Below are 22,064 nucleotides of genomic sequence, written 5' to 3'. Positions count from 1 at the left end.
TGATTTCAGCTGGCCAAATCGGAAGCTTCCTTGCTGAAGCAAAACAATACCTAGCGTAAACACTGTAAGCACAGTAGTGGCATCATAAATGGCAGCAAATACTCCTGCTTCTGAACCAAAGATCATTACTGTAAGAGGAATTCCTATAAAACCTGTATTACCTAGACCTGCCAGCACAGCCAACTGCCTGGCTTCTTCTTCTGTATACTTCAACAGTTTACCAGATATGTAACCGGTTCCGACCCCTACGATATTTAACATTAGTCCGATCAAAAACACCAAGATTAGCTGCCGCCACATTTCAGCATCAAATTCAGCCTGAAATATACTGTTCACTACAACTGCCGGAAGAGCAAAGTTAATAACAACAAAAGCGATAAATTGCTTAATTTCACTTGTGACCTGCACCTTAAACGTCACCAGGTAGCCAAGCAAGACAATCGTCGCCATGACAAGCACCGGCTGGATCATTTCTAAACCGTTCATGGGAATCGCCTCTTTTAATTAGTTAACTATTATTAAATATGAAACCGATAATTTCATCATACATGGTACCTGCTTAGAAGGAAAAGATTCAAAAGTGTAGCCCATCTTACACAAGGAAAAACTGCCTGGCCCCAACAGGGATTAAGACAGTTTCTTGACACATACTTATATGATTTTTCATTTATTTACTTTTTCATAGTGATTGGCGGTGGAATCTCCATTTCTAATAACGCACTGCTTAATGACTTACCATGTGCATCAATACGTAATGAGGTTGTAACCCCCCCGCCTAGACTGCTGTCGCATACAAAGTTAAGAGCATGCAAATTTGGGAGCTTATAGCGAGTAACTTTTCCGGTGATAAGATGGGCAAGATGCTGCTTTACATTTTCTTCGGTTACTTCTTGTAAGAGCCAGGCATAGTGACTATCTTGGTACGGGATAAGAGAAAGGTTGAGAATATTTCCTTTGTCCCCGGCACGACTATGGGCTATTTCATATAATTTAATTTTTTTATTTTTCAATGCTATGCACCTCCACTTGCACCCTGGTATCTACGTCTTTTCTTGAAAGTAAAGTAGATAAGATCCCAACACATTCATGGGTGAATTTACGAGCTCCCCCTCCTCCGAATGGCCCGTTCGTATACAACGCTTCTACTTCCTCTCCAACCAAATCTGCCTGCTCTTTGGTGTCGCACCTGGCTGCCACTCGTAGCCTTACTTCATAAGGATGTGAAACAGTGAGGGCAACCCCATGTAAAGTGTCTACTCCTGCCATTTCTATTTGCGGGTACACCTGGTGTGCAGCCAGTCTTTTCTTGACAATCTCTCCCGCTAATTGCGCGCGTTCATACGCGGAGGCACCGGCATATGAAATTTCTCCTTCTCCCGTATGACCAGCAAAATAGCCAATGGATACTTTATAATTAGCTGACTTTTGCTTGCCAGCTCCCCCTTTTATTTGTACCTTATTTTCTGCGATTTCTTTAATTTCCACTTTGGAAAAATCAGCTGTAACATCTGGCGTTATATAAGATGAAGGGTCATGAACTTCATATAATAATTGTTCTTTTACGGTATGTTCATTGATGATCCCTCCTGAATTTTCCGGTTTAGTGATAATAGCTGTTCCATCTTCTTCAATTATTGCAAAGGGAAAACCTAGTTCAGCCAGGTTTGGCACATCTTTTATTCCTGGGTCTGCAAAATATCCTCCCGTTATTTGTCCTGCACACTCAAGCAAATGTCCAATTAATGTTCCTTGGCCAAGCAAGTCGCAGTTTCTTTGGTCCCACCCATAGTGATAAACCATTGGAGCCAAAAAGAGTGAAGGATCAGCTACTCTCCCAGTAATGATAATGTCTGGATCAAATTCAAAAGCCGGAAGCATCGAATCAATGCCTAAATAAGCATTGGCGGATATAAAAGGGGTATAATGTTGCAGTTTTTCATTTGTCTCCAGTACCAGCTCCTCTCCAGATACAAGTTGCAATACATCATCTCCTGTTACTACGGCCACCTTTAAACTTATATTAAATGAGGCGGCCATTTCTATAAGTGCTGTACCTGCAGCGGAAGGATTAGCTGCTCCCATATTTGAAATTAAAGTAAAGCGTTTTTTGTCTATAAGAGTAAGAAGAGGCTTTATCCTTCTTATTAAAAAAGGGTCATATCCACGAGTGCTATTCTGTTTTTTTTCTTTTTGAGCCTTGGCTATAGTCCGTTCTGCCAGACATTCTAAAACTAGATAATCTAGGTCTACTTCCCGTGCTAATTCTACAGCAGGGTCGATTCGATCACCTGAAAACCCTGCACCACTTCCTATCTTCAGCATTGTGCTCCTCCTTTAAAGTGATAACACCCCTGTGATAACTGCTACAATTGTCATAACAATTGTTGTACCAAAAGCCCATTTAAAAACGAACTTCTGATGGTCACCCAATTCAACTTTAGCTAATCCGATCAACAGGAAAGTAGAGGCTGTGAGCGGACTTAATGGGAATCCTGTAGTCATCTGCCCCAATATTGAAGCTTGAGCCACTTGAATAGCTTCAATTCCATACATTTCGGCAGACTGACTAAGAACAGGTAAAACACCGAAATAATAAGCGTCTGGCGTAAACATTAAACTTAATGGCATGCCGATAATAGCGACTATAATTGCTGTAAAAGCACCAATACTTTCTGGGATAACATTAACGGCTGCTAATGCCATAGCCTCAATCATCCCACTTCCTGTTAATATGCCTGTAAAAATTCCCGCGGCAAAAATAATGGAAACGACTGTTACCATCCCCAGGGCCTGAGATTTCACTTGGTCCTGCTGATCTTCTACTTTTGGATAGTTAATAAGCAAAGCAACCGAAAATGCGACCATAAATACAATTGGTAGCGGCAACCACTCTTGAATGAGGGCTATAATCGTTAATACAGTAAGAGCTAAATTAAACCAGAACAATTTTGGCCGTCTCATCGCCAGCTCTTCCTCGGTCAGCTCTTTTTTTAAATCAAATTCTACATCTGCAATCCCTAAGCGTTGACGTTCTTTACGTCCAATTAAATAAGCTGCGAATAACACCCAAAGAATACCAGCTACCATAGCAGGTAAAAGCGGAGTAAAAATCGCGTTTGGGTCAATTCCTAGTGAAGTACCGGCTCTTGCCGTCGGCCCACCCCACGGCACCATATTCATTACCCCTGTACCAAGAGCTACCAGGCCAGCTAATACAATCCTGCTCATGCCGATGCGATCATAGATAGGTAATAGTGCTGGTATTGTAATTAAAAAGGTGGAAGCCCCAGATCCATCTAAATGCGTACACATAGCAATAATAACGGTGCCTACAGCAATTTTTTGAGGGTCTCCTTTTACCAAAGCTAAAACTCTAGAAATGATAGGGTCAAATAAGCCGGCATTGCCCATGATACCGAAAAATAGTATCGCAAAGGCCAGCATTATGCCTGTTGGAGCCACACTCTCTATACCTTCTATCATAAGAGTGCCCAGCTCAGGGCCTAAACCGCCTATTACAGCAAAGATGAGCGGAACAAGAATTAAAGCAACAATTACAGAGACTGTCTTCGTTAGAATAAGAGCAAGAAAAACAACAATAGTCGCAAAACCGAGAAAAGCTAACATATTGTCCCCCTTTAAATGTGACAACTCTAAAAGTTGTGCATTCAGAGCCAAAGTTGCAATCTATACATTGCAAGCTTCATGCCAAAAAGAAAACGCTTACAAATAAGCGTTTTCTAATCTTTGATTTCTACTTTCTTAGAAAGATTGAAATTGAAAACTTCAAATAAAGAAAGGAAAAACTTTTGAGGAAGGGATTCTACATTTTTATAATTCAAAAAGAAAGATTTCTAATCGTTTAGAAAAATTACTTAAGATTATATTTTTTCATTTTGTTATATAAACTTGCGAGCGAAATGCCTAAGGCAGTTGCTGCTTGTTTCTTTCCTTCCACCCCTGGGTCATACTGAGAAAGAATGTTGTACAGGTGATCTTTTTCCGCTTGAGAAAGAACGCCTTTCAACGAAGTATGAACATTTTGATTACGTGGTTCCTTCTCCCCCCGGAAGTGCTTTGTAATCGTTTCTGGAAAATATTCAGGTTTTAATTCTGGACCTTCTGCCATACAAAGTGCATATTCAATAGCGTTTTTTAACTCTCTAACATTGCCTGGCCAATCATGTTGTTCCACCATTTTGATAACCTGCTCGGATATTTTCACGTTTCCCGCCAATCGAGGAACTTTTCGCTCCGCCTGTTTCATTAAACAATAAACGAGGTCACGAAGGTCTGCCTTTCTCCTGCGAACGGGTGGAATATTAATATTTAGCACATTCAATCGGTAAAAAACATCTTCACGAAAGTGTTTTTTAGCAATCAATTGCGTTAAATCTTTATTAGTAGCTGAGATTAGACGTACATTGATTTTACGCTCTTCCTCTTCGCCAATGCGCCGAATTCTTTGTTCCTGTAGCACCCGTAAAAGCTTTGCTTGCAGATCAAATGATAATTCCCCGATTTCATCTAAAAAGATCGTTCCTTGGTCGGCAAGTTCAAACATGCCAAGTTTTCCGCCTTTTTTGGAGTTTGTAAAAGCTCCCTCCTGATAACCAAACATTTCACTTTCCATTAAAGAGTCTGGAAGAGCTGCACAATTCACCGCTATGAAAGGCTTGTTTGCCCGTACACTTTGATTGTGAATAGATTGTGCGAATAATTCCTTCCCCGTCCCACTCTCTCCAGTGATTAACACCGGTAATTCTGACTCCGCAGCTTTTTCTGCCTTTTCCACAACAGGACGCAAGTCACCAGCTGCCCCAATAATTTGATTGAATGTATATTTAGCTTCATGTATGGAGTTTACCGTTTTTTTTAATTGATTTAGTTGAGCATTCTTACGTTCTAATTCAGCGCTTAAATGTTGTATTTCATTAATACTCTTACAAATAGAGACAGCGCCAATAATTTCGTTGTTAACATGAATCGGTGCCATGTCTACTACATATTCTTGATTTTTTTCTTTTCGGTACAATCCAGCTACACTTTTACCGTCTTTAAGTACATTTACAAGTTGAGCACCTGGACGAACACTCAACAAAGATTTCCCTACAATCTGTCCTGGTTGTACCCCGGTAATTCTCGTGTATTCCGGGTTAATCATCCGAACAATTCCTTCGGCGTCAATAACAAGTACCCCATCATGAATTGAAACTATAATTTGCTGCAACCATTCCAGCTGACTCCCATTTAAACTCAGCTGACTTGGAAAAACAAAATGCTGTTTCATCTTTTAAAAACCCCCTTGTGCCTTTCAGTGAAAAGAATGCTTGATCTATAAAGTTCCTCCACCATTATTGCCTTCTACTAAGAATATTTGGTTGCAACTACTATATGGGCTATTATTTCATAATGTTTTAAAATTGAATATATTCAGATAATTAAGGGGCGATTTAATTTACCTTTTCTAAAAATTATACAGTTAGAATATAATGTTTAAAGCATGTCTATTGCTAACTCTTCTTCCCATGCCATAGCTTCCTTTTTATTTTGCTTATTTAATTTGAGTTGTACGGTCAAGTGGTGTATGATTAAAGTAACATGTTCAATTTAACTTATCAAACTGTTCACTAGAATTCTTAAAAAAGAGACTTTAAACTGAGGTGAATACTTCCTTGACTCCAAAATACAAAACGGTAAAGCAACACTTAAAGTCTAAAATCTTAGACGGTTCTTACCAACCATATCAAAAAATCAGTTCAGAACATAAACTAATGGAACAGTTTAAAGTAAGCCGGCATACAATTCGACAAGCTATAGGAGAATTAGTTAGTGAAGGGTGGCTTTATAGAGAACATGGAGCTGGTACATTTTGCGCGGATCGTTCCCATAATAATTCTACTTCTGCTCCTAAGAACATCGCTTTGATTACTACCTATATCTCAGATTATATCTTTCCGCATCTTATTCGAGGAGCGGAAAGCTACTTGAGTGAACGAGGGTATAATGTCATCTTGTTTAGTACTAATAATGATTTTAATAAAGAACGGATGGCTCTAGAAAATATATTAAGCCAAAAAGTGGATGGCATTATTGTTGAACCTACTAAAAGTGCTTTTACCAATCCTAATATCAATTATTATTTAAATCTTGAAAACCTTGGTATACCCTACGTTATGATAAATGCTTATTATGAGGAACTAGAACCACCAAGCATAATCATGGATGATGAAAAAGGAGCCTACTTATCTACAGATCACCTGCTTTCACAAGGTCATGAGAATGTTGTGGGTATATTTAAAACTGATGACTTACAAGGTGTAAAGAGAATGAAAGGATTTGTAAAAGCACACCGTAAACACCGGCTAAATATACATCCGGAAAACTTAATAACGTATGCCACAGAAGAAAAAGATAGTAAACCTTCTGAAAAGATTAACAAACTTTTAGATAATAAAACTGGGAGACCTACTGGAATTGTTTGTTATAATGATGAACTGGTTATCCAAGTATTGAAAGTTATCAGAGGTCTAAATTTAAAAGTCCCGGAAAATATTTCAATTATAGGTTTTGATAACTCTCACTTCACAGAAGCCACAGAAATAAAATTCACTTCCGTAGCCCACCCTAAAATGAAGATGGGAGAAAAAGCCGCTGAAATGATTGTAGATATGGTGGAAAATAGCAAAATGAATGATAACGCGACTAACTCAATTGTTTATGAACCCGAATTAGTTGTTCGTACCTCTTCATCTCCCTTAAAGTCTTCCGAAGAAACTATTTGACCCTACTACTATTTAGGCGAATTTATTTCAGATGATGACTAGCATCTTAGCTAGGCTGCTTTTACGAGTTGGTTGAATCCCTTTCTTCCCTAATTCTAAAGTTTAAGGTAAACAAAATCCCTGGCAAGTTTCTTTAAACCATGCCAGGGATTTCATTTGATATAAATCTTTTTTATTACCTGGTGCAATTGGAAAAAGAGAAAACCGTTTTTTTATAATAAGTTTCAGTGGCTTTTATTATTGGCGGCTCAAAATCCGGCAAAAAGTAGGAGTTAGGGACCTGTTGGGCTTCTAGACAAATTCCTAGGTGTTTTATTGCCTTGCGATTAGAAATAGGGGGATTTCCAGTCAGTTGATTTCCTGAGTAACATACAATGGCTGGATCATCCGTTTCAATCTCCAATTTCCTACCACTTTTTTCGTCAAAAAGAACGACAGCCTTTTTTTTCGCCTGATTTATTATAAAGGGATGATCAATCCCACCAGCACGTTTTATCTGTTCGTCTCGCTGAGATAAGCTATCTTTAATTTTCTTTGATTTTCTAAAATCAAAAGCTGGGTGCGAGCCTACTTCTAATACTTCACCTGTTGGAATTAATTCATGGGTAAGTTCCAAAAATCTCTCACTATCTATTTCTAAATCGTGATTTTCAATCGTTCTCTTAGCATTTCCGCTTAGGTTAAAATAGGAATGATTCGTGAAATTAATAGCAGTTTCCTTATCTGTTACCGCTTTATATTCGATAATAAATTTATTAGTATTGTCTAAACGGTAAGTAATATAACAATCTACCTTTCCAGGATAGCCCCCCTCCCCTTCTTTACTCGTATAATGAAAATAGATTATTTGTTCATTGTCCTGAATTTCTGTAATCACATTCCAATGTACATGAGAAAGGCACTCATATCCTCCATGCAGGTGATGTTTTCCCTCATTTTGCTGTAAGTAATAAGTGTGATTAGTCAACGGTAATTTTCCATCTTGAGTACGCCCGGCTGTTCTTCCAATAATAGCTCCTAAAAATCCTGGATTCTTTTCATACATTGATATCTCGTCGTATCTAAGGACCACATTTTCAACATTTCCTTCTTGGTCGGGCACAAGTATTTCTAAAATGACGCAACCATAATCTAGTGCTTTCACTTTCATGCCATTGCTATTTTCCATAGTATAGGCTGTAACAGGAATCCCATTAAAAGAGGACACTATATTTTTAGATATCATATGATCTCCTTATAAACTTCCTTGCTTATTTTATTGTCTGTCGATAATGGTACATGTAACAACCATTATTCGGTTCATACAATTAGAGGTTTTATTACAAAAACCTCTAAGCAGTTCTGTGGTCCTTTACCAAATTGCTTGATTCCATTGCAATTCTTTTCTAAATGCGGAAACTTCGGTAGAAGCATCAATTACCACACATTCAATTCCCACCGTTTCAGCCCAGTCTATCAGCTGTTCCGTTGATACATGATAACTAAAGGCTGTATGGTGAGCCCCTCCAGCATAAATCCATGCTTCCGCAGATTCAGCAAATGTTGGCTGAGGCTTCCAAAGCACCCTTGCTACTGGCAAATTCGGCATCTCTTTTTCACTTGGTACCGCTTCTACTTCATTAATAACTAAACGAAACCTCCCACCCATATCCACTAAAGAAGCATTCAATGCTTTTCCAGCTTGACTGTTAAACACAAGACGAGAAGGATCTTCTTTTCCTCCCATGGAAAGGGGTTGAACTTGAACCTCAGGTTTAGTTGAAGCAATGGTTGGACAAACTTCTAGCATGTGTGAGCCTAATACTAGTTCATTTCCTGGCTCTAAATGATAGGTGTAGTCTTCCATAAATGATGTTCCCCGGTTACCGGCCATTACTTTCATTAATCGAACCAACGCAGCTGTCTTCCAATCTCCTTCACCACCAAAACCATACCCTTGTTCCATTAAGCGTTGAACGGCTAACCCTGGAAGCTGTTTCATGCCATGAAGGTCTTCAAAGTTTGTTGTAAATGCTTTAAACCCTCCTTCATCCAGAAATTCCTTTAACCCAATTTCAATTCTAGCTTGCTCAAAAGTAGATTGGTAAATAGTTTTATTATTCATATCAAAGTGATACAGTTCCTCATACTCTTCTAAGAGGTTCCTAACCCGGTGTTCCTCTACCTGATTGATTTTCTCAACAAGATCACCAATCCCAAAGGCATGAACACTCCAACCGAACTTAATTTGTGCTTCAACTTTATCTCCTTCAGTAACTGCAACCCCTCGCATATTGTCACTGAAACGCGCAACTTTTAGAAACTTGCTCTCTTGGTGAGCGGAGGCAGTGAACATCCACGACTTGATACGTTCTTGAACACTATCTTGCTGCCAATGGCCTACCACTACTTTTCGAGCGATATTCATCCGAGTGTTCATAAACCCATATTCTCGATCTCCATGAGCCGACTGGTTTAAGTTCATAAAATCCATATCAATACTATCCCATGGAATGTCCTGATTAAATTGAGTATGCAAGTGAAGCATTGGTTTATTAAGTTCGCTTAGACCAGCAATCCACATTTTAGCTGGTGAAAATGTATGCATCCAAGTTATTAGACCAGCGCACTCTTCCTTTCGATTTGCTTCTAAAATTAGCTTGCGAATCGACTCTGAGTTGGTTGAAACCTCTTTAAAAATGAGCGGAGACGGCAGATTAGCTTTCTCATTTAGTCCCTCAACCATCCGTTTTGAATGTTCTTCTACTTCTTGAAGTGATTCTGAACCATATAAATGCTGGCTTCCGGTCACAAACCAAAATTCATATGCGCCCTGTTTTCCCATGCTATTTCCTCCCTAATATAACCGAACTGGTTCCGATTAACTCTTTCCTTTTCGCATCTATATTGGCCAATGATTTATACAAAACTGGGTTCTACTGTCTCTTGTATGTTTTTTAACCGTTTCATTACATCATTTGCACCCCGTCCAAAATAATCATGTAATCTTCTATATTCTTTATAAAGTTCTTCGTACACTGCTACATTTTCGGGTCTTGGTTGATAGATTTCATCTTTGACTTGAGCCATATGGTTAGCGGCCTCTACTATATTCTCATAGCCCCCATTTTTAGAACCGGCTGCTACAGCTGCAAACATAGCTGCCCCTAATGCTGGTGTCTGGCTGGAATTGGCTACTTTAATAGGGCGATTTGTCACATCTGCATAGATTTGCATTAATAAATCATTTTTTTGAGGCAAACCTCCACACACATAAAGTTCATCAACAGCTACGTTGCTTTCATGAAAAGCATCAATAATTGTTTTCGTTCCAAACGCTGTAGATTCTAGTAAGGCACGATAAATTTCTTCCGGCTTAGTCAGAATGGTGGCTCCCACCAACAATCCACTTAATTCAGTGTCCACGAGCACAGACCTGTTACCATTCCACCAATCTAGTGCCAAAAGGCCGGTTTCCCCAGGTTTGTATTCACTAGCCTGTGCTTCTAACCATTTGTGTACATTCACTCCTTCGTTCTGAGCTTTGTCATGTACGTATTTTGGCACGGCTTGATCCACATACCATGCAAAAATATCACCAACAGCAGATTGACCTGCTTCGTAACCAAGATAGCCTGGAATAATCCCATCCTCTACTACACCACACATGCCTTCAACATGAACCTCTTCTCTACCAAGAAGCATATGGCAAATTGAGGTGCCCATGGCCATTACCATTTTTCCTGGTTCCGTAACTCCTACTCCTGGTACTGCCGCATGTGCATCCACATTCCCTACAGCCACTGTAGTTCCTGAAGCCAATCCCATTTGCTGGGCCATTTTTTCAGTCAACCCACCCGCTGAATCACCAAGTGCGACAATTTCACCTCTGAGTTTTGTATCAATTAAATCTTCCATTCTATTGTCTAGCGATTTAAAGAAATCTCTACTCGGATATCCTTCTTGTTTATGCCAAATCGATTTATAGCCAGCTGTGCAACTATTCCTGATAAAATTTCCTGTCATTTGATAAACAACCCAATCTGTCGCTTCTACAAATTGGTCTGTTTGTTCATATATTTCAGCATCCTCACGTAAAACTTGCCAAATCTTAGCTATCATCCATTCAGAAGAGAGTTTCCCACCATAACGAGGCAAAAAATTTTCTCCTCTCTCTTCTGCCTTTTTGTTAATTAAATTTGCTTCTTCCTGGGCAGCATGATGTTTCCATAATTTCACCCAACTATGCGGACGGGGAGAATATGTTTCATTAAAGCAAAGAGGTTCTCCATTTTTATCGATCGGAAGCATAGTACAAGCTGTAAAATCAATCCCTAACCCGATGACCTCTTCTTTATCCACATTTGATTGTTCCATTACTTTAGGAACGGATTGCTTTAACACTTGTAAATAGTCACCTGGGTGCTGCAAAGCCCATTCAGTCCCTAGTTTCACCTCTGAATCAGGCAAGGCTTCGTCAATAACTTTATGAGGGTAAGGGGTGACATGTTCGGCAATTTCATTTCCATTGGATAAGTCGATTAAAACAGCACGTCCTGATTCTGTGCCAAAATCAATACCAATTGCATACTTCGAATTCATCATTTCATCCCCTTTCATGATTGTCCGTAATAAGCATGCGCACCATGCTTTCTTAGAAAGTGTTTATCCAATAAGGCCTGGTCCATATTTTCAATCTTTGGGTTCAATTGATAGGTCCAAGAAGCAATACGTGCTGTCTCTTCAAGCACAACTGCATTATGCACAGCATCTTCAGGGTCTTTACCCCAATTAAATGGTGCGTGGCTTTTCACTAAAACGCTTGGAATTCTTAATGGATCCTCGTCTTGGAACGTCTCGACAATGACTCGCCCTGTTTCCACTTCATAGTCTGTTGCGATTTCCTCACTTGTCATGGCCCTCGTACAAGGAATCGATCCATAAAAATAATCAGCATGTGTAGTACCAAGCGGAGGTAAATCCATTCCTGCTTGCGCCCAACTTGTAGCCCAAGGAGAATGCGTATGCACAATTCCTCCTATCTCTTTGAAATGGTTATATAACACAAGATGAGTTGGAGTATCAGAGGAGGGTTTTAATGCCCCCTCAACAATGTTTCCTTCTAAATCAAGAACAACCATACTGTCTCGCGTTAATTCTTCATAAGAAACCCCACTCGGTTTAATAATTACAAGATTATTTTCTCGATCGATTGCACTAGCATTCCCCCAGGTGAACTGTACGAGTTGATGCCGCTGCAATGCTAAATTAGCTTCGAGCACCCTTTCTTTCAAAGCTTCTAGCATGGAGTCCACTCCCTTTATTCACATAGTTTTCAACTAAAAAGAACCCTTTACTTGTTCTACAAAAGCGAAGAAAATAGTATCACGCCGATAATTTATACGGACAAGTTCATTTAAAGCTATATCATTATTGATGTTCTCTAAAGGGGTTCCCCAAATACCGGAAAGCCTTTTTCATCCCAAGTAAAAGTTTTTACTCGAGTATGTCGATTCGGATCTTTTAATGGATTGCCCTCGATTTCTTTATAATTTCTGGCATGATAAACCAGCACGTCTTCTCCATCCTTTGTTCGGGTAAAACTATTATGCCCAGGCCCATATTGACCGTTTTTTTCACTTGAAACAAACACAGGTTTCTCCGCCTTTGACCAAGATGAAGCAGATAATAAATCACTATCACCATCGGCCCACAGTAATCCCATACAATAATTATAGTCCGTGGCACTAGCTGAATAAGTAATAAAGATATTATTATCTCTTATTAAAACAGCAGGTCCTTCATTAACTAGAAACCCAATTTTTTCCCATTCATATTCCGGTGATGTGAGCAAGATTGTGTCTCCCTTTAATGTCCATGGATTTTCCATCTCTGATAAGTACACATTAGAATTCCCTGGGATAGAAGAGTCTTTTTGGGCCCATACCAAGTAACGTTTTCCATTGTAGGCAAACGTGGTGGCGTCTAGTGAAAAAGACTCCCATTTAGTGTTGATTTTACCTTTTTCTTCCCATTTTCCCTCTAGCGGATTTTGTGATTCACATTCCAATACATACATTCGATGATCAAATTCACCTTCGTCTTCTAGAGTTTTTTCTGAAGCAGCAAAATGAATGTACCATTTACCATCGATATAATGTATTTCTGGTGCCCAAATATAACCGCTTAACGGACCCTCTTCAGGTCTTTTCCAAACGCTTACTGGTTCGGCTTCCCTTAACCCTTCTAAGGTCGTTGATCTCCGCACTTCAATTTCATTAAAACTAGGCACGGATCCGGTGAAATAATAAAAGCCATCATTATGAAGGTAGATCCATGGATCTGCTCGTTGTTCTATCAATGGGTTTTTAAATTCGTGGATTAATGTCATTTCAATTGCCTCCTTTTATTTATCACTCTTTTTCTGAAGACGAATCATATTCCAAGACATATTAGAATACTTAATATTCAAATAACCATCGTTTAGTTGAGAAACTCCATTCTTATGTGGTTTCACTTGTTCTTGCTGCAACGTATTCGTTGCTTTTGGGTCGTCATGTTCTAATACAACATGCTCACAGATTGTATAATCCTCAAAGCCGCGAACATCACAGACAATCTCCATGTTCTCGGTTAAGTGTCGATTGATTCCAAAGAGAACAAGTTCTTCTTTATTCTCATTAAATACTACCGAGGCATCTAAATATGGTACGTCTGTAAATTCGATGCTGTCGTATTTCGGTGAATATATTACCGGTCTTAGCGCCGTTCCTCGTCCATAAACAGAGGTGTAGTAATAAGGATAAAAAATTGTTTGTTTCCATAGACCGCCGCCGTTTTCTGTCATAATAGGCGCGATCACATTGACAAGTTGGGCCATACAAGCAATTTTTACTCGATTTGAATGGTAAAGCATTGTATTTAACATACAGCCTACAAGCAAAGCATCCTCAAAATTGTATACATCTTCCAGTTGGGGTGGTGCTACTTGCCAGGGTTCGATTGTTTTATCATGAGGAGTAGAATGGTACCAAACATTCCATTCATCAAAACTAAGATGAATCTCTTTTTTACTTCTTTTTTTCCCCTTAATATAGTCACATGTTGCAATAACAGTGTTAATAAACTCGTTCATGTCTAATGATTTTGCCAAATAATTCGAGGTGTCGTTCGCATGATTTCCATAGTATTGGTGCAAAGAAATATAGTCTGCATACTCGTATGTGTGCTCTAAAGTAGTACGTTCCCACTCTGGGAAGGTTGGCATATTTGAGTTGGAACTGCCACAGCTCACCAGTTCAATTGAAGGGTCAACCGTTTTCATCGCTTTGGCGGTTTCAAAAGCAAGCCTGCCATACTCTTCAGCCGTTTTTCCTCCAATTTGCCAAGGCCCATCCATTTCATTTCCTAAACACCATGTTTTGATATTATGAGGTTTTTCATAACCATGCTGCCTGCGCAAATCACTCCAGTAGCTACCACTTGGATGGTTGCAATATTCCAATAAATTCCTTGCAGCATCGATCCCCCGAGTTCCTAAGTTAACTGCAAGCATAGCGTCTGCCCCTACCTTATTTATCCAATTTGCAAATTCATTGGTTCCGATTTGATTAGTTTCTATCGTTCGCCATGCTAATTCTAGTCGGTGTGGCCGCTCTTCTTTTGGCCCTACACCGTCTTCCCAATTGTAAGCAGAAACCATGTTACCACCTGGGTACCTTACAATTGGAACTTGCAATTCCTTAACTGCTTCAATAACATCCTGCCGAAAACCATCCTCGTCCGCAGTAGGATGAGTTGGTTCATATAATCCTCCATATACAGCTCGCCCTAAATGTTCAATAAATGACCCGTATATGCGGGGATCAATCTCAGAAATTTTATAATCCTTATCAATAATCATTTCTGCTTTTAGTGTCTTATTCATAGGGTCCTCCAATTCTTAGTTTTGTTGAGCATCAAGGGTATTAGATTGAGCCCTTTTCTCTTCAAGCTTTTTTATGGACGTATGAAATAACCATGAGGTCGATAAGGCACCCAAACTTCCAATAAAAAACAAGATCATAGCAGGTAAACTTAAGGAGACATAGACAAGCCCTACAAGTGTAATAAATATAGCTAAAGTATAGGGGAAGTGAACCAGTCCAATAATCATTGCGTTTTTAAGAACCATCCACAAGGAAGATTCATAAAAAGCAAGATAAGCGAAAATATTTACCACTACAACAGTATATAGAAAAAGGAGAACATAGAAAGAAAAGACAACAGAAAGGTGGTATCCTCCTTCACTAACTTCTAGCACTCTGTAATTGAGATAAAGCACGACGCCCAATACGACCATTATCCAGCCAATAAAGTTTGCTTTCCAAAATTCTTTTCTAAAATAATAAGCAAATTCATTAAATAACCTTTCTGTTGATTGACCGACAACCCACTTCCTGCAGATGTTAAACATAGCAGCTGTTGCTGGAAAGAAGCCGCCGATTAAAAGTCCAAGTACGCTAAACCCTAGCCAGAGAAGGTTTAAATAAGAGAGTTTTGCTATCCATTTAAAGTATGTGTCGATTTGTTGTGTCATTTGAGGTTTCAAACTGAACCCTCCCCCATGGTTTTCGTTGAAAACTATCCCTTTACGCCTCCCATTGTTAAACCAGATATAAAATAACGTTGGAAGAAAATAAACAATATTATAATAGGAAGTATGGCTAATACTGACCCTGTAAATAGGAGATCATAGTTACTGCCATACGGGGTTAACAAAGTTGCCAATCCGACGGGTAGGGTAAACATATCATTGGACCGTAAAACTACTAAAGGCCACAGAAAATTATTCCAGCTGATTAACCCCTGAAAAATAGCCATAGCTGCAAAGGATGGCAACATAAGTGGAGCCATCACCTTGAAAAAAATTCCATACTCGCTGCAACCATCAATACGTGCTGAATCCATTAACTCCTTCGGTAATCCTAAACAATATTGTCTAAAGAAAAAAACAACGACCGGTGCAACCAATAATGGCAGCATCACAGATAAATAGGTGTCTATTATTTGGCCCGAGACCATCATTTGATAAAGTGGAAGCATTAAAATTTCAAATGGGATCATTAAAATGACCAAAACTAATAAAAAGATTATGTTACGACCTTTGAACTCATACAACGCAAGAGCGTAACCAACCATCGAAGAGAAAAATAAGGAAAATACAATTACGCCAGCAGAAATAATTAAACTATTCAAATACCAGCGCCAATATCCCATTCCTTCCTCTGAAAAAATGAACTCGTAATTATTTAAATTCAATTCAGCGGGGTCAAAAATCAATGTCATTCCTTCACTCATCAAGACAGAGGACGATCGAAAAGATGCTAATAGCAAAGAAAGGATGGGAAATAGTGCAATAAATGCCATTATCCCCATACATATTAAAATAATGATGGATAGTATTTTTTCTTTTTTAGTTGTATCCATGAAGATCACTCATCCTTTTTGAATGCGCCAAAGAATTTTAATTGAATGAGGCTAACAACCAAGATAATAATCATTAAAAAGACCCCAATTGCCGCGCCAAATCCCATGTCATTTTGTTGGATGCCTGCTTGATAAATATAACCAACAACGGTTAGACCAATGTTCCCTGGGGAGCTCGTTTCCCAAAATACAAAACTTTCTTCAAACATGCGAAAACCGTTAATAATGGTTATGGTAGATACAAAAATGACGATTGGTTTTAACGCTGGAAGAGTTACGTAATAAAATTTTTGAAAGGCATTGGCCCCATCTATATCTGCCGCTTCGTATAAGTCATCAGAAATATTTTGAAGAGCCGCAAGAAAATACATGATGTTAACTCCGATCCAACGCCAAGACGCAAGTGCCACCATAAGAAACATTCCGGTTACTGCATTATACTGCCAATCTACTGAGTCTAATCCTATCCAAGCCAATACCTGGTTAGCTGCAGCACTGTCAGATTCACTAAAAATCATATTAAAGATGACACCAGCCACAATTACGGAGGTTAACGCAGGCATAAAAAAGGCTGTTCGAAATAAGATTTTTAACTTAGTTAAACGACTGTTTAAAAGGACAGCTAATAGAAGCGGTACCACAACTAAAATAATGACTGTACAAATTACGTAAATAGTCGTATTAAAAACAGCTCTATAAAATGTTGGATTCATTAACCGTTCATAGTTTTGCAAACCGATAAATTCAGTTTGACCAGGCAGAACTTGTTGAAAGCTCATAATAATTGCATAAACAAAAGGGTAAAGATACAAAATTAAAAAAGATAAAATAAAGGGAACAACAAACACGTAAGGTGCTACTTTTTTTGAATTAAAAAAACTGGTAAACTTATTCCCCTTTTTTTCTGGTGGTATTTGCTGAGAAGGAGTACTTAATGAAGAGTTCATGCTTCCCCTCCTTTAATCTTTATTTTTCAATTATTGGTGTAAGAGAAGGGGGAAAGGGTGCTTCCCCTCCTTCTTTTATTGTGCCGCTCCTCCTTGCCTAATAGTTTCTGCCGCTTCTTCCAGGGCTTCTTCAGGTGTATGGGTTTCACCTCTTAGAACGTTGTGCATAACATTTGTGTGAATTTCGTTTTGCATGTCCGGGATATCAGGTGTGATATTAATATCTTCTACTTCATCCTGAATTTCTAAGAGATAATCAAAAAGGTCATCATGAAAATAATCATAGTATTCATTCTCTTCCCTCATTTCATCCATCTCCCATACATCATGCCGCGGCGGGTCAAAGCCCATGATTCTCCATAAGTTAATGTTCCCTTCTTGTGAGAGCTTAGCGTGGGCCAAAAACTCTTTAGCCAATTCTGGATCTTCTGATTGATTTGTTACAACGGTCCCTGTCCCCCCCATACCTGCTGTTCTATTACCGCCTTCTTCCCAAACAGGAAGTGGTCGAATTTCCATTTTGCCTGCTAAGTCTTCCATATGGTCTACAAACGGTCCCATGTACCAAATAGGCATCATGAGTGAAGCTGCTCCCCCATCATTCATAAATCCGTAATAGTCTTCTGAATGGTGATTTCCTCCTGGAGTGATTTCAGCAATTTCATGTTCATGTACCAAATCATAAATAAATTGTAAAGTTTCAACGTTTACGTCATTATCAAGAATCACGTTTCCATCTTCATCAAAATAGTCTGATCCTCTTTGGCTAATTAAAGGCCAAAAGGTAAAATGCTCATCACCTTCAACTGTTGTCATTGTAGCGTCTGTTTCACTAACAACTTGTTCGCCCGCTTCAATATAATCATCCCATGTCTCAATACTATCTATATCAACGCCTGCCTCGTCCATAATCTCTTCATTATAGAACATCACTGTAAGACCAACGTGAGAAGGGATGCCATAATAGTTACCGTCTTCGGCATAGATATCAAGTCGCTCCTCTACCATGTCATCAATGACAGGTTCAACTTGATCATTCATATCTTCAAGTTGAATATCTCCCTCTAAGTAATTAGCAAATTGGCTAATCTCAATGTCTGCCAAATCTGGTGCACCAGACCCTGATTGCAAAGATAAAAGCAAGTTATTATGCATCTGGTCAAATGGATATACTTCAGCAGTTAAGGTAATTGGATCGTCTGGATTTTCTTCATTCCAACTTTCTGCTGCCTCTTCGAATAATGCCGTATGCAGTCCCTCAAATGTCCAGAATGTCAAGTCTGTAGCATCATCTTCTTCTTCACCGACAACCACTTCTTCTTCTAAATCTCCGCCATCTCCCTCTGTTTCTTCTGAGCCTCCACATGCCGATAGAGTAAATGCGGCGGCACTAGAGAATAAAAGTAAATAAAACCTTTTCATAGTAATCCCCCTTATTTAGTTGACTCTAAAAATTCAATTTAATAGCGCTTACATTTTTGCTGAGAATAAATAAAAATAATGAATTCTTATAACCACCTCCCTAACTTGTACGTATGAGTTGTTGTTATTATATATTCTTTTTTTGGAATTTACAAGGATATCTCAAAAATTTCTGAAAACACTTTTACATCTATGTTAAATGCCGATTTAATACTTATTTAAGACGGTAAACCAGTAAAGATTTTTATAATTACAGGTATATTGTGGGGAGAAGATATTGCATCTTGTATGTTCTTTTTAATATATACTATGATAATCTCATAACATGTTCGAACATTTATAATAATTTATGTCCTTTATTTTTATTTTAACTGAGCCTGTATGAATGTACGAGCAATTAAAAGTGACAAGTTGTACATGCTAAAAAACTATGTAAATCGGAGAGGGGTTTTGTATGAAACATGTACGTACTGAAAATCTAAATGACTCTATCATTTGCAATTGTCATTCCCACCATGTTGAAGAATTATCTTTTATAATCTCTCGTGGCGCCATTGCTAACATTCCTGCTTATTTAATTAAACACAACTTTAAGAATGTACTTATCGTTTGCGATGAAAAGACTTATGAAGCGGCAGGATCAACTCTCTGTGCTTTGTTAGAAAATGAGAGGATATCCTATAAAGCTCACCTTTTGCCAAAAGACATACTAGGACAAGTAGTGGCAGATGAGCGGACTCTAAATGATTTATTCACCCACACAACTACCAATGTAAAAGCCCTGCTTGCCGTTGGGACCGGAACAATTCATGATATTGTTCGGTATGTTAGTCATAAAACCCAGATCCCTTTTCTCTCTGTGCCAACTGCAGCTTCTGTGGATGGTTTCACCTCTACAGGGGCACCATTACTACTTCAAGGAAGAAAAGTAACAATTCAAGCCTCTTCACCAGTTGCCTTATTTGCAGATCTTAATATATTACAGAAAAGTCCACCTGAATTAAATGGTGCCGGATTTGGGGACATGGTCGGTAAATTCACTTCTCTAGCCGATTGGAAATTTTCTGCTCTGATTAACAATGAAACTTTTTGTGAAAATGCTTATAAGATTACAGAGCAGGCTTTACACCAATGTTTAAACCACGTCGATAAAATAGCTAGGAATCGACCCCAGGGTCTTTACTACTTAATGGAAGCCCTAATTTATTCAGGTTTAGCTATGCTTTTGGTTGGAAATTCCAAGCCGGCATCTGGCGCAGAACATCACCTCTCACATATGATTGAAATGCAAGCTGTAAATACACATAAACCCCAGATGCTACACGGTAACAAAGTTGGAGTGGCCACTCTGATTATGACTAAATTATATAAAAAATTAGCTATGGACGAATCGATCCCGACCCAGTACAAAAACCCTTACCTTACCCTTCCTAATCCTGGATTTATTGAAAATAAACTGGCCACTGTAGGATGCCCCACTAAAGCCCACCAACTTGGGTTATCAAATGAAGAATTGCTAGCTCTACTCTTGCAAGCCTCCACTATTCGTGATCGTTATACAGGCCTAAAATACTTAAATGATCATAGCTTAACCAGAAAATATTTTGAGGACCTTAACCTCGGGAAGGATGAGTCTTGCTTTTTGTTTTAAATATCCCCCTTCAATACATGTACGTATATATTTACTTAAAACCTCCTAATAAACAATTCATGTATGGACAAATAAAGAGTCAAACCTTACAATAGAAAATGAAACAAAATGAAAATTCAGAATTGTACACTTTTAAATTTTGATTTCAAATAAAAAAGGAGGGATTAATATTAACTACCTCTAACCATTGTGTTTTTTAATAAAAACAAAAAGAAATGGAGGAAAACATGAAACAGTATTCTCTCTTGGCGAAACTAATTGTTTGGGGATTTTTTTTACTTTTGATATCGGCCTGCGCTACTGAAGAAGATGAAGAAGCAGCAACTTTGGGGGAAGAACCAACAGGAGATGCAGAAGAAAGTGTAGAAGACGATTCCAGCGATGAAGAAACAGAAAACCTCACTACTTCTAACTTTAAAAAGTTAGAAATGAGTGGAGATATTGGCAATTATGAAGAAAATGAAGATGGTGCAGTGATTGAAGATGATCCGGTACATGACCCAGCTTTAATTAAAGCAGAAGATACGTACTATGTTTTCTCTACCGGCATTTCCCGTGATGGCGAAGACCCTGGCGGTATTTATGTCAGAAAATCAGAAGAAACCCTTGAAGGGGATTGGGAATCAATAGGAGAAATTCCTGTGCCTGATTGGGTACATGAATTTAATTGGAACGAGGAGGAAGAGTTGCCCACCCATTTATGGGCCCCTGATGTTGTAGAGAAAGAGGATACTTTTTATTTATATTATGCTGTTTCCCAATTTGGTACAAACAATTCAGCTATTGGCGTAGCAAGCACCTCCGATCCAGGAGATATTGAAAGCTGGGAAGATCATGGCATTGTAACAGAAACAAGTCCAGAGGATGATTATAATGCAATTGATCCATCTGTTTTTCAAGATAAAGATGGGAATTGGTGGATGACCTTTGGTTCTTATTGGGAAGGTATTCAACTACAACAATTATCTGAAGACATGCGTTCGCTGGAAAACGACCGACATTGGATCGCTGATCGCAATGAACCCCCCAATGCAATTGAAGCCCCTAATATTTTTGAAAGAGATGGCTATTATTATCTCTTCACCTCTTGGGATACATGTTGTGAAGGAACAGACAGCACTTACAAAATAGCTGCAGGACGGGCGGAATCTGTAGAAGGTCCTTATGAAGACGAGGAAGGCAATGAGCTTAAAGGAGAAAATGATATAGCAGGTGGAGGAACCATTATTTTGGACAGCGAGGATCCACAAATTGGTCCTGGTGGCCAAGACGTATATGAAGAAGATGGCGAACATTATTTAATTCACCATTACTATGACGGTGATGACAATGGTATCATTCGAATGCAAATCCGTAAAATTGGCTGGACAGATAAAGGCTGGCCGATAGTAAGTGAGGAACAGTAAGCTCAGGGAAAGAAAACCTAAAAATGAAGGTGTTTCAAGCGGTCTTGAGGACTTAAACACCCGAGGCCGCTTTTTTAGTGAAAATTAAATGAACCATAACACTTGGCTACTACAGGAGAAAAGAAAGAAATATAATCAATGGAATCACAATAAGACTTGCTGCTGCAGCTAATATAATCGTCATCATACCGAGCTTCCCATTGCCTGAATACTTCTCAAACAGAACCGCTGCCATGATAAAAGTTGGCATACACGCTTGAATAACGACAATTTGTTGCACATCAGCAGGCAAATCAATGATCGGAAGAAGTAAAAAGGCAACCATTGGAAGCATAAATACTTTAATTCCAACTGCTGACGCTACAAGGCCGGCATAATAAGTCTTCAGCTGCTTTCCCCATTCAGG

Annotated in this window: 18 protein-coding genes and 1 pseudogene; 3 read left to right on the top strand and 16 right to left on the bottom strand. The window is 38.8% G+C overall.

What is annotated here, in order from left to right; all coding sequences use genetic code 11:
- The 5 genes from D469_RS0119060 to D469_RS0119040 form a co-directional block, all read right to left on the bottom strand.
- Positions 1-486 (bottom strand): AEC family transporter (locus D469_RS0119060; protein ID WP_018924981.1); only part of this gene is annotated, 486 nt, incomplete at its 3' end.
- 185 nt (positions 487-671) lie between these two features.
- Complete coding sequence (locus tag D469_RS0119055; RefSeq protein WP_018924980.1) at positions 672-1,010, bottom strand: AtuA-related protein; 339 nt, start codon at positions 1,008-1,010, stop codon at positions 672-674.
- Positions 1,000-2,322: an acyclic terpene utilization AtuA family protein gene (locus D469_RS0119050; RefSeq protein WP_018924979.1), complete on the bottom strand. Its 1,323-nt coding sequence runs from the start codon at positions 2,320-2,322 to the stop codon at positions 1,000-1,002. The genes D469_RS0119055 and D469_RS0119050 overlap by 11 nt, the downstream gene beginning before the upstream one ends.
- Before the next feature lie 12 nt (positions 2,323-2,334).
- A complete protein-coding gene (locus tag D469_RS0119045) occupies positions 2,335-3,627 on the bottom strand; it encodes a CitMHS family transporter (protein WP_018924978.1) in 1,293 nt (430 codons plus the stop codon).
- A 244-nt stretch (positions 3,628-3,871) separates the two neighbouring features.
- On the bottom strand, positions 3,872-5,290 hold the full coding sequence (locus tag D469_RS0119040; RefSeq protein ID WP_018924977.1) for a sigma-54 interaction domain-containing protein: 1,419 nt from the start codon (positions 5,288-5,290) through the stop codon (positions 3,872-3,874).
- Between the two features lie 385 nt (positions 5,291-5,675).
- On the opposite strand from D469_RS0119040, the gene D469_RS0119035 reads away from it, so the two are divergent.
- The gene (locus tag D469_RS0119035) at positions 5,676-6,785 is read left to right on the top strand and encodes a GntR family transcriptional regulator (protein WP_018924976.1); all 1,110 of its coding nucleotides are present in this window, start codon (positions 5,676-5,678) and stop codon (positions 6,783-6,785) included.
- 175 nt (positions 6,786-6,960) lie between these two features.
- On the opposite strand, the gene D469_RS0119030 is transcribed toward D469_RS0119035, so the two are convergent.
- The 10 genes from D469_RS0119030 to D469_RS0118985 all read right to left on the bottom strand — a co-directional run bounded on the left by D469_RS0119030 (position 6,961) and on the right by D469_RS0118985 (position 18,601).
- On the bottom strand, positions 6,961-8,010 hold the full coding sequence (locus D469_RS0119030; protein WP_018924975.1) for an aldose epimerase family protein: 1,050 nt from the start codon (positions 8,008-8,010) through the stop codon (positions 6,961-6,963).
- Positions 8,011-8,136: 126 nt separating this feature from the next.
- A complete protein-coding gene (araA, locus tag D469_RS0119025) occupies positions 8,137-9,609 on the bottom strand; it encodes an L-arabinose isomerase (protein WP_018924974.1) in 1,473 nt (490 codons plus the stop codon).
- A gap of 74 nt (positions 9,610-9,683) precedes the next feature.
- A complete protein-coding gene (locus D469_RS0119020; RefSeq protein WP_018924973.1) occupies positions 9,684-11,366 on the bottom strand; it encodes a ribulokinase in 1,683 nt (560 codons plus the stop codon).
- 14 nt (positions 11,367-11,380) lie between these two features.
- Positions 11,381-12,070 (bottom strand): L-ribulose-5-phosphate 4-epimerase, encoded by a 690-nt coding sequence (gene araD / locus D469_RS0119015; RefSeq protein ID WP_018924972.1) that lies wholly within the window; start codon positions 12,068-12,070, stop codon positions 11,381-11,383.
- A gap of 137 nt (positions 12,071-12,207) precedes the next feature.
- A complete protein-coding gene (locus D469_RS0119010; RefSeq protein ID WP_018924971.1) occupies positions 12,208-13,155 on the bottom strand; it encodes a glycoside hydrolase family 43 protein in 948 nt (315 codons plus the stop codon).
- Positions 13,156-13,170: 15 nt separating this feature from the next.
- Positions 13,171-14,691, bottom strand: coding sequence for an arabinosylfuranosidase ArfA (arfA, locus tag D469_RS0119005; RefSeq protein WP_018924970.1), 1,521 nt, complete (start codon positions 14,689-14,691; stop codon positions 13,171-13,173).
- 15 nt (positions 14,692-14,706) lie between these two features.
- Complete coding sequence (locus D469_RS0119000; protein WP_018924969.1) at positions 14,707-15,354, bottom strand: YesL family protein; 648 nt, start codon at positions 15,352-15,354, stop codon at positions 14,707-14,709.
- 32 nt (positions 15,355-15,386) lie between these two features.
- A complete protein-coding gene (locus D469_RS0118995) occupies positions 15,387-16,232 on the bottom strand; it encodes a carbohydrate ABC transporter permease (protein ID WP_018924968.1) in 846 nt (281 codons plus the stop codon).
- A 5-nt stretch (positions 16,233-16,237) separates the two neighbouring features.
- Entirely contained in the window at positions 16,238-17,179 is a 942-nt protein-coding gene (locus D469_RS0118990; protein WP_018924967.1) for a carbohydrate ABC transporter permease, read from the bottom strand.
- 75 nt (positions 17,180-17,254) lie between these two features.
- Positions 17,255-18,601, bottom strand: coding sequence for an ABC transporter substrate-binding protein (locus tag D469_RS0118985; protein WP_018924966.1), 1,347 nt, complete (start codon positions 18,599-18,601; stop codon positions 17,255-17,257).
- Positions 18,602-19,055: 454 nt separating this feature from the next.
- Here D469_RS0118985 and D469_RS20845 point away from each other — a divergent pair, with 454 nt between their 5' ends.
- Positions 19,056-20,252, top strand: coding sequence for a sn-glycerol-1-phosphate dehydrogenase (locus tag D469_RS20845; RefSeq protein ID WP_018924965.1), 1,197 nt, complete (start codon positions 19,056-19,058; stop codon positions 20,250-20,252).
- A 227-nt stretch (positions 20,253-20,479) separates the two neighbouring features.
- Positions 20,480-21,658 carry an arabinan endo-1,5-alpha-L-arabinosidase gene (locus D469_RS0118975; protein ID WP_018924964.1) on the top strand — a complete coding sequence of 393 codons (1,179 nt, stop codon included), beginning with the start codon at positions 20,480-20,482 and terminating at the stop codon, positions 21,656-21,658.
- A 109-nt stretch (positions 21,659-21,767) separates the two neighbouring features.
- On the opposite strand, the pseudogene D469_RS22410 reads toward D469_RS0118975, so the two are convergent.
- Positions 21,768-22,064: pseudogene (locus D469_RS22410) on the bottom strand (hypothetical protein); the annotation flags it as partial.

The organism is Salsuginibacillus kocurii DSM 18087, assembly GCF_000377705.1.
Classification (GTDB): domain Bacteria; phylum Bacillota; class Bacilli; order Bacillales; family Marinococcaceae; genus Salsuginibacillus; species Salsuginibacillus kocurii.
The sequence above is the reverse complement of the archived record's forward strand: the minus strand, read 5'-3'. Positions and strand labels throughout refer to the sequence as shown.

Coding starts and splice junctions, on each gene's coding strand:
- D469_RS0119050 (WP_018924979.1), bottom strand. CDS start 2,322: ATGCTGAAGATAGGAAGTGGTGCAGGGTTTTCAGGTGATCGAATCGAC.
- D469_RS0119045 (WP_018924978.1), bottom strand. CDS start 3,627: ATGTTAGCTTTTCTCGGTTTTGCGACTATTGTTGTTTTTCTTGCTCTT.
- D469_RS0119040 (WP_018924977.1), bottom strand. CDS start 5,290: ATGAAACAGCATTTTGTTTTTCCAAGTCAGCTGAGTTTAAATGGGAGT.
- D469_RS0119030 (WP_018924975.1), bottom strand. CDS start 8,010: ATGATATCTAAAAATATAGTGTCCTCTTTTAATGGGATTCCTGTTACA.
- araA (WP_018924974.1), bottom strand. CDS start 9,609: ATGGGAAAACAGGGCGCATATGAATTTTGGTTTGTGACCGGAAGCCAG.
- D469_RS0119020 (WP_018924973.1), bottom strand. CDS start 11,366: ATGAATTCGAAGTATGCAATTGGTATTGATTTTGGCACAGAATCAGGA.
- araD (WP_018924972.1), bottom strand. CDS start 12,070: ATGCTAGAAGCTTTGAAAGAAAGGGTGCTCGAAGCTAATTTAGCATTG.
- D469_RS0119010 (WP_018924971.1), bottom strand. CDS start 13,155: ATGACATTAATCCACGAATTTAAAAACCCATTGATAGAACAACGAGCA.
- arfA (WP_018924970.1), bottom strand. CDS start 14,691: ATGAATAAGACACTAAAAGCAGAAATGATTATTGATAAGGATTATAAA.
- D469_RS0118995 (WP_018924968.1), bottom strand. CDS start 16,232: ATGGATACAACTAAAAAAGAAAAAATACTATCCATCATTATTTTAATA.
- D469_RS0118990 (WP_018924967.1), bottom strand. CDS start 17,179: ATGAACTCTTCATTAAGTACTCCTTCTCAGCAAATACCACCAGAAAAA.
- D469_RS0118985 (WP_018924966.1), bottom strand. CDS start 18,601: ATGAAAAGGTTTTATTTACTTTTATTCTCTAGTGCCGCCGCATTTACT.
- D469_RS20845 (WP_018924965.1), top strand. CDS start 19,056: ATGAAACATGTACGTACTGAAAATCTAAATGACTCTATCATTTGCAAT.
- D469_RS0118975 (WP_018924964.1), top strand. CDS start 20,480: ATGAAACAGTATTCTCTCTTGGCGAAACTAATTGTTTGGGGATTTTTT.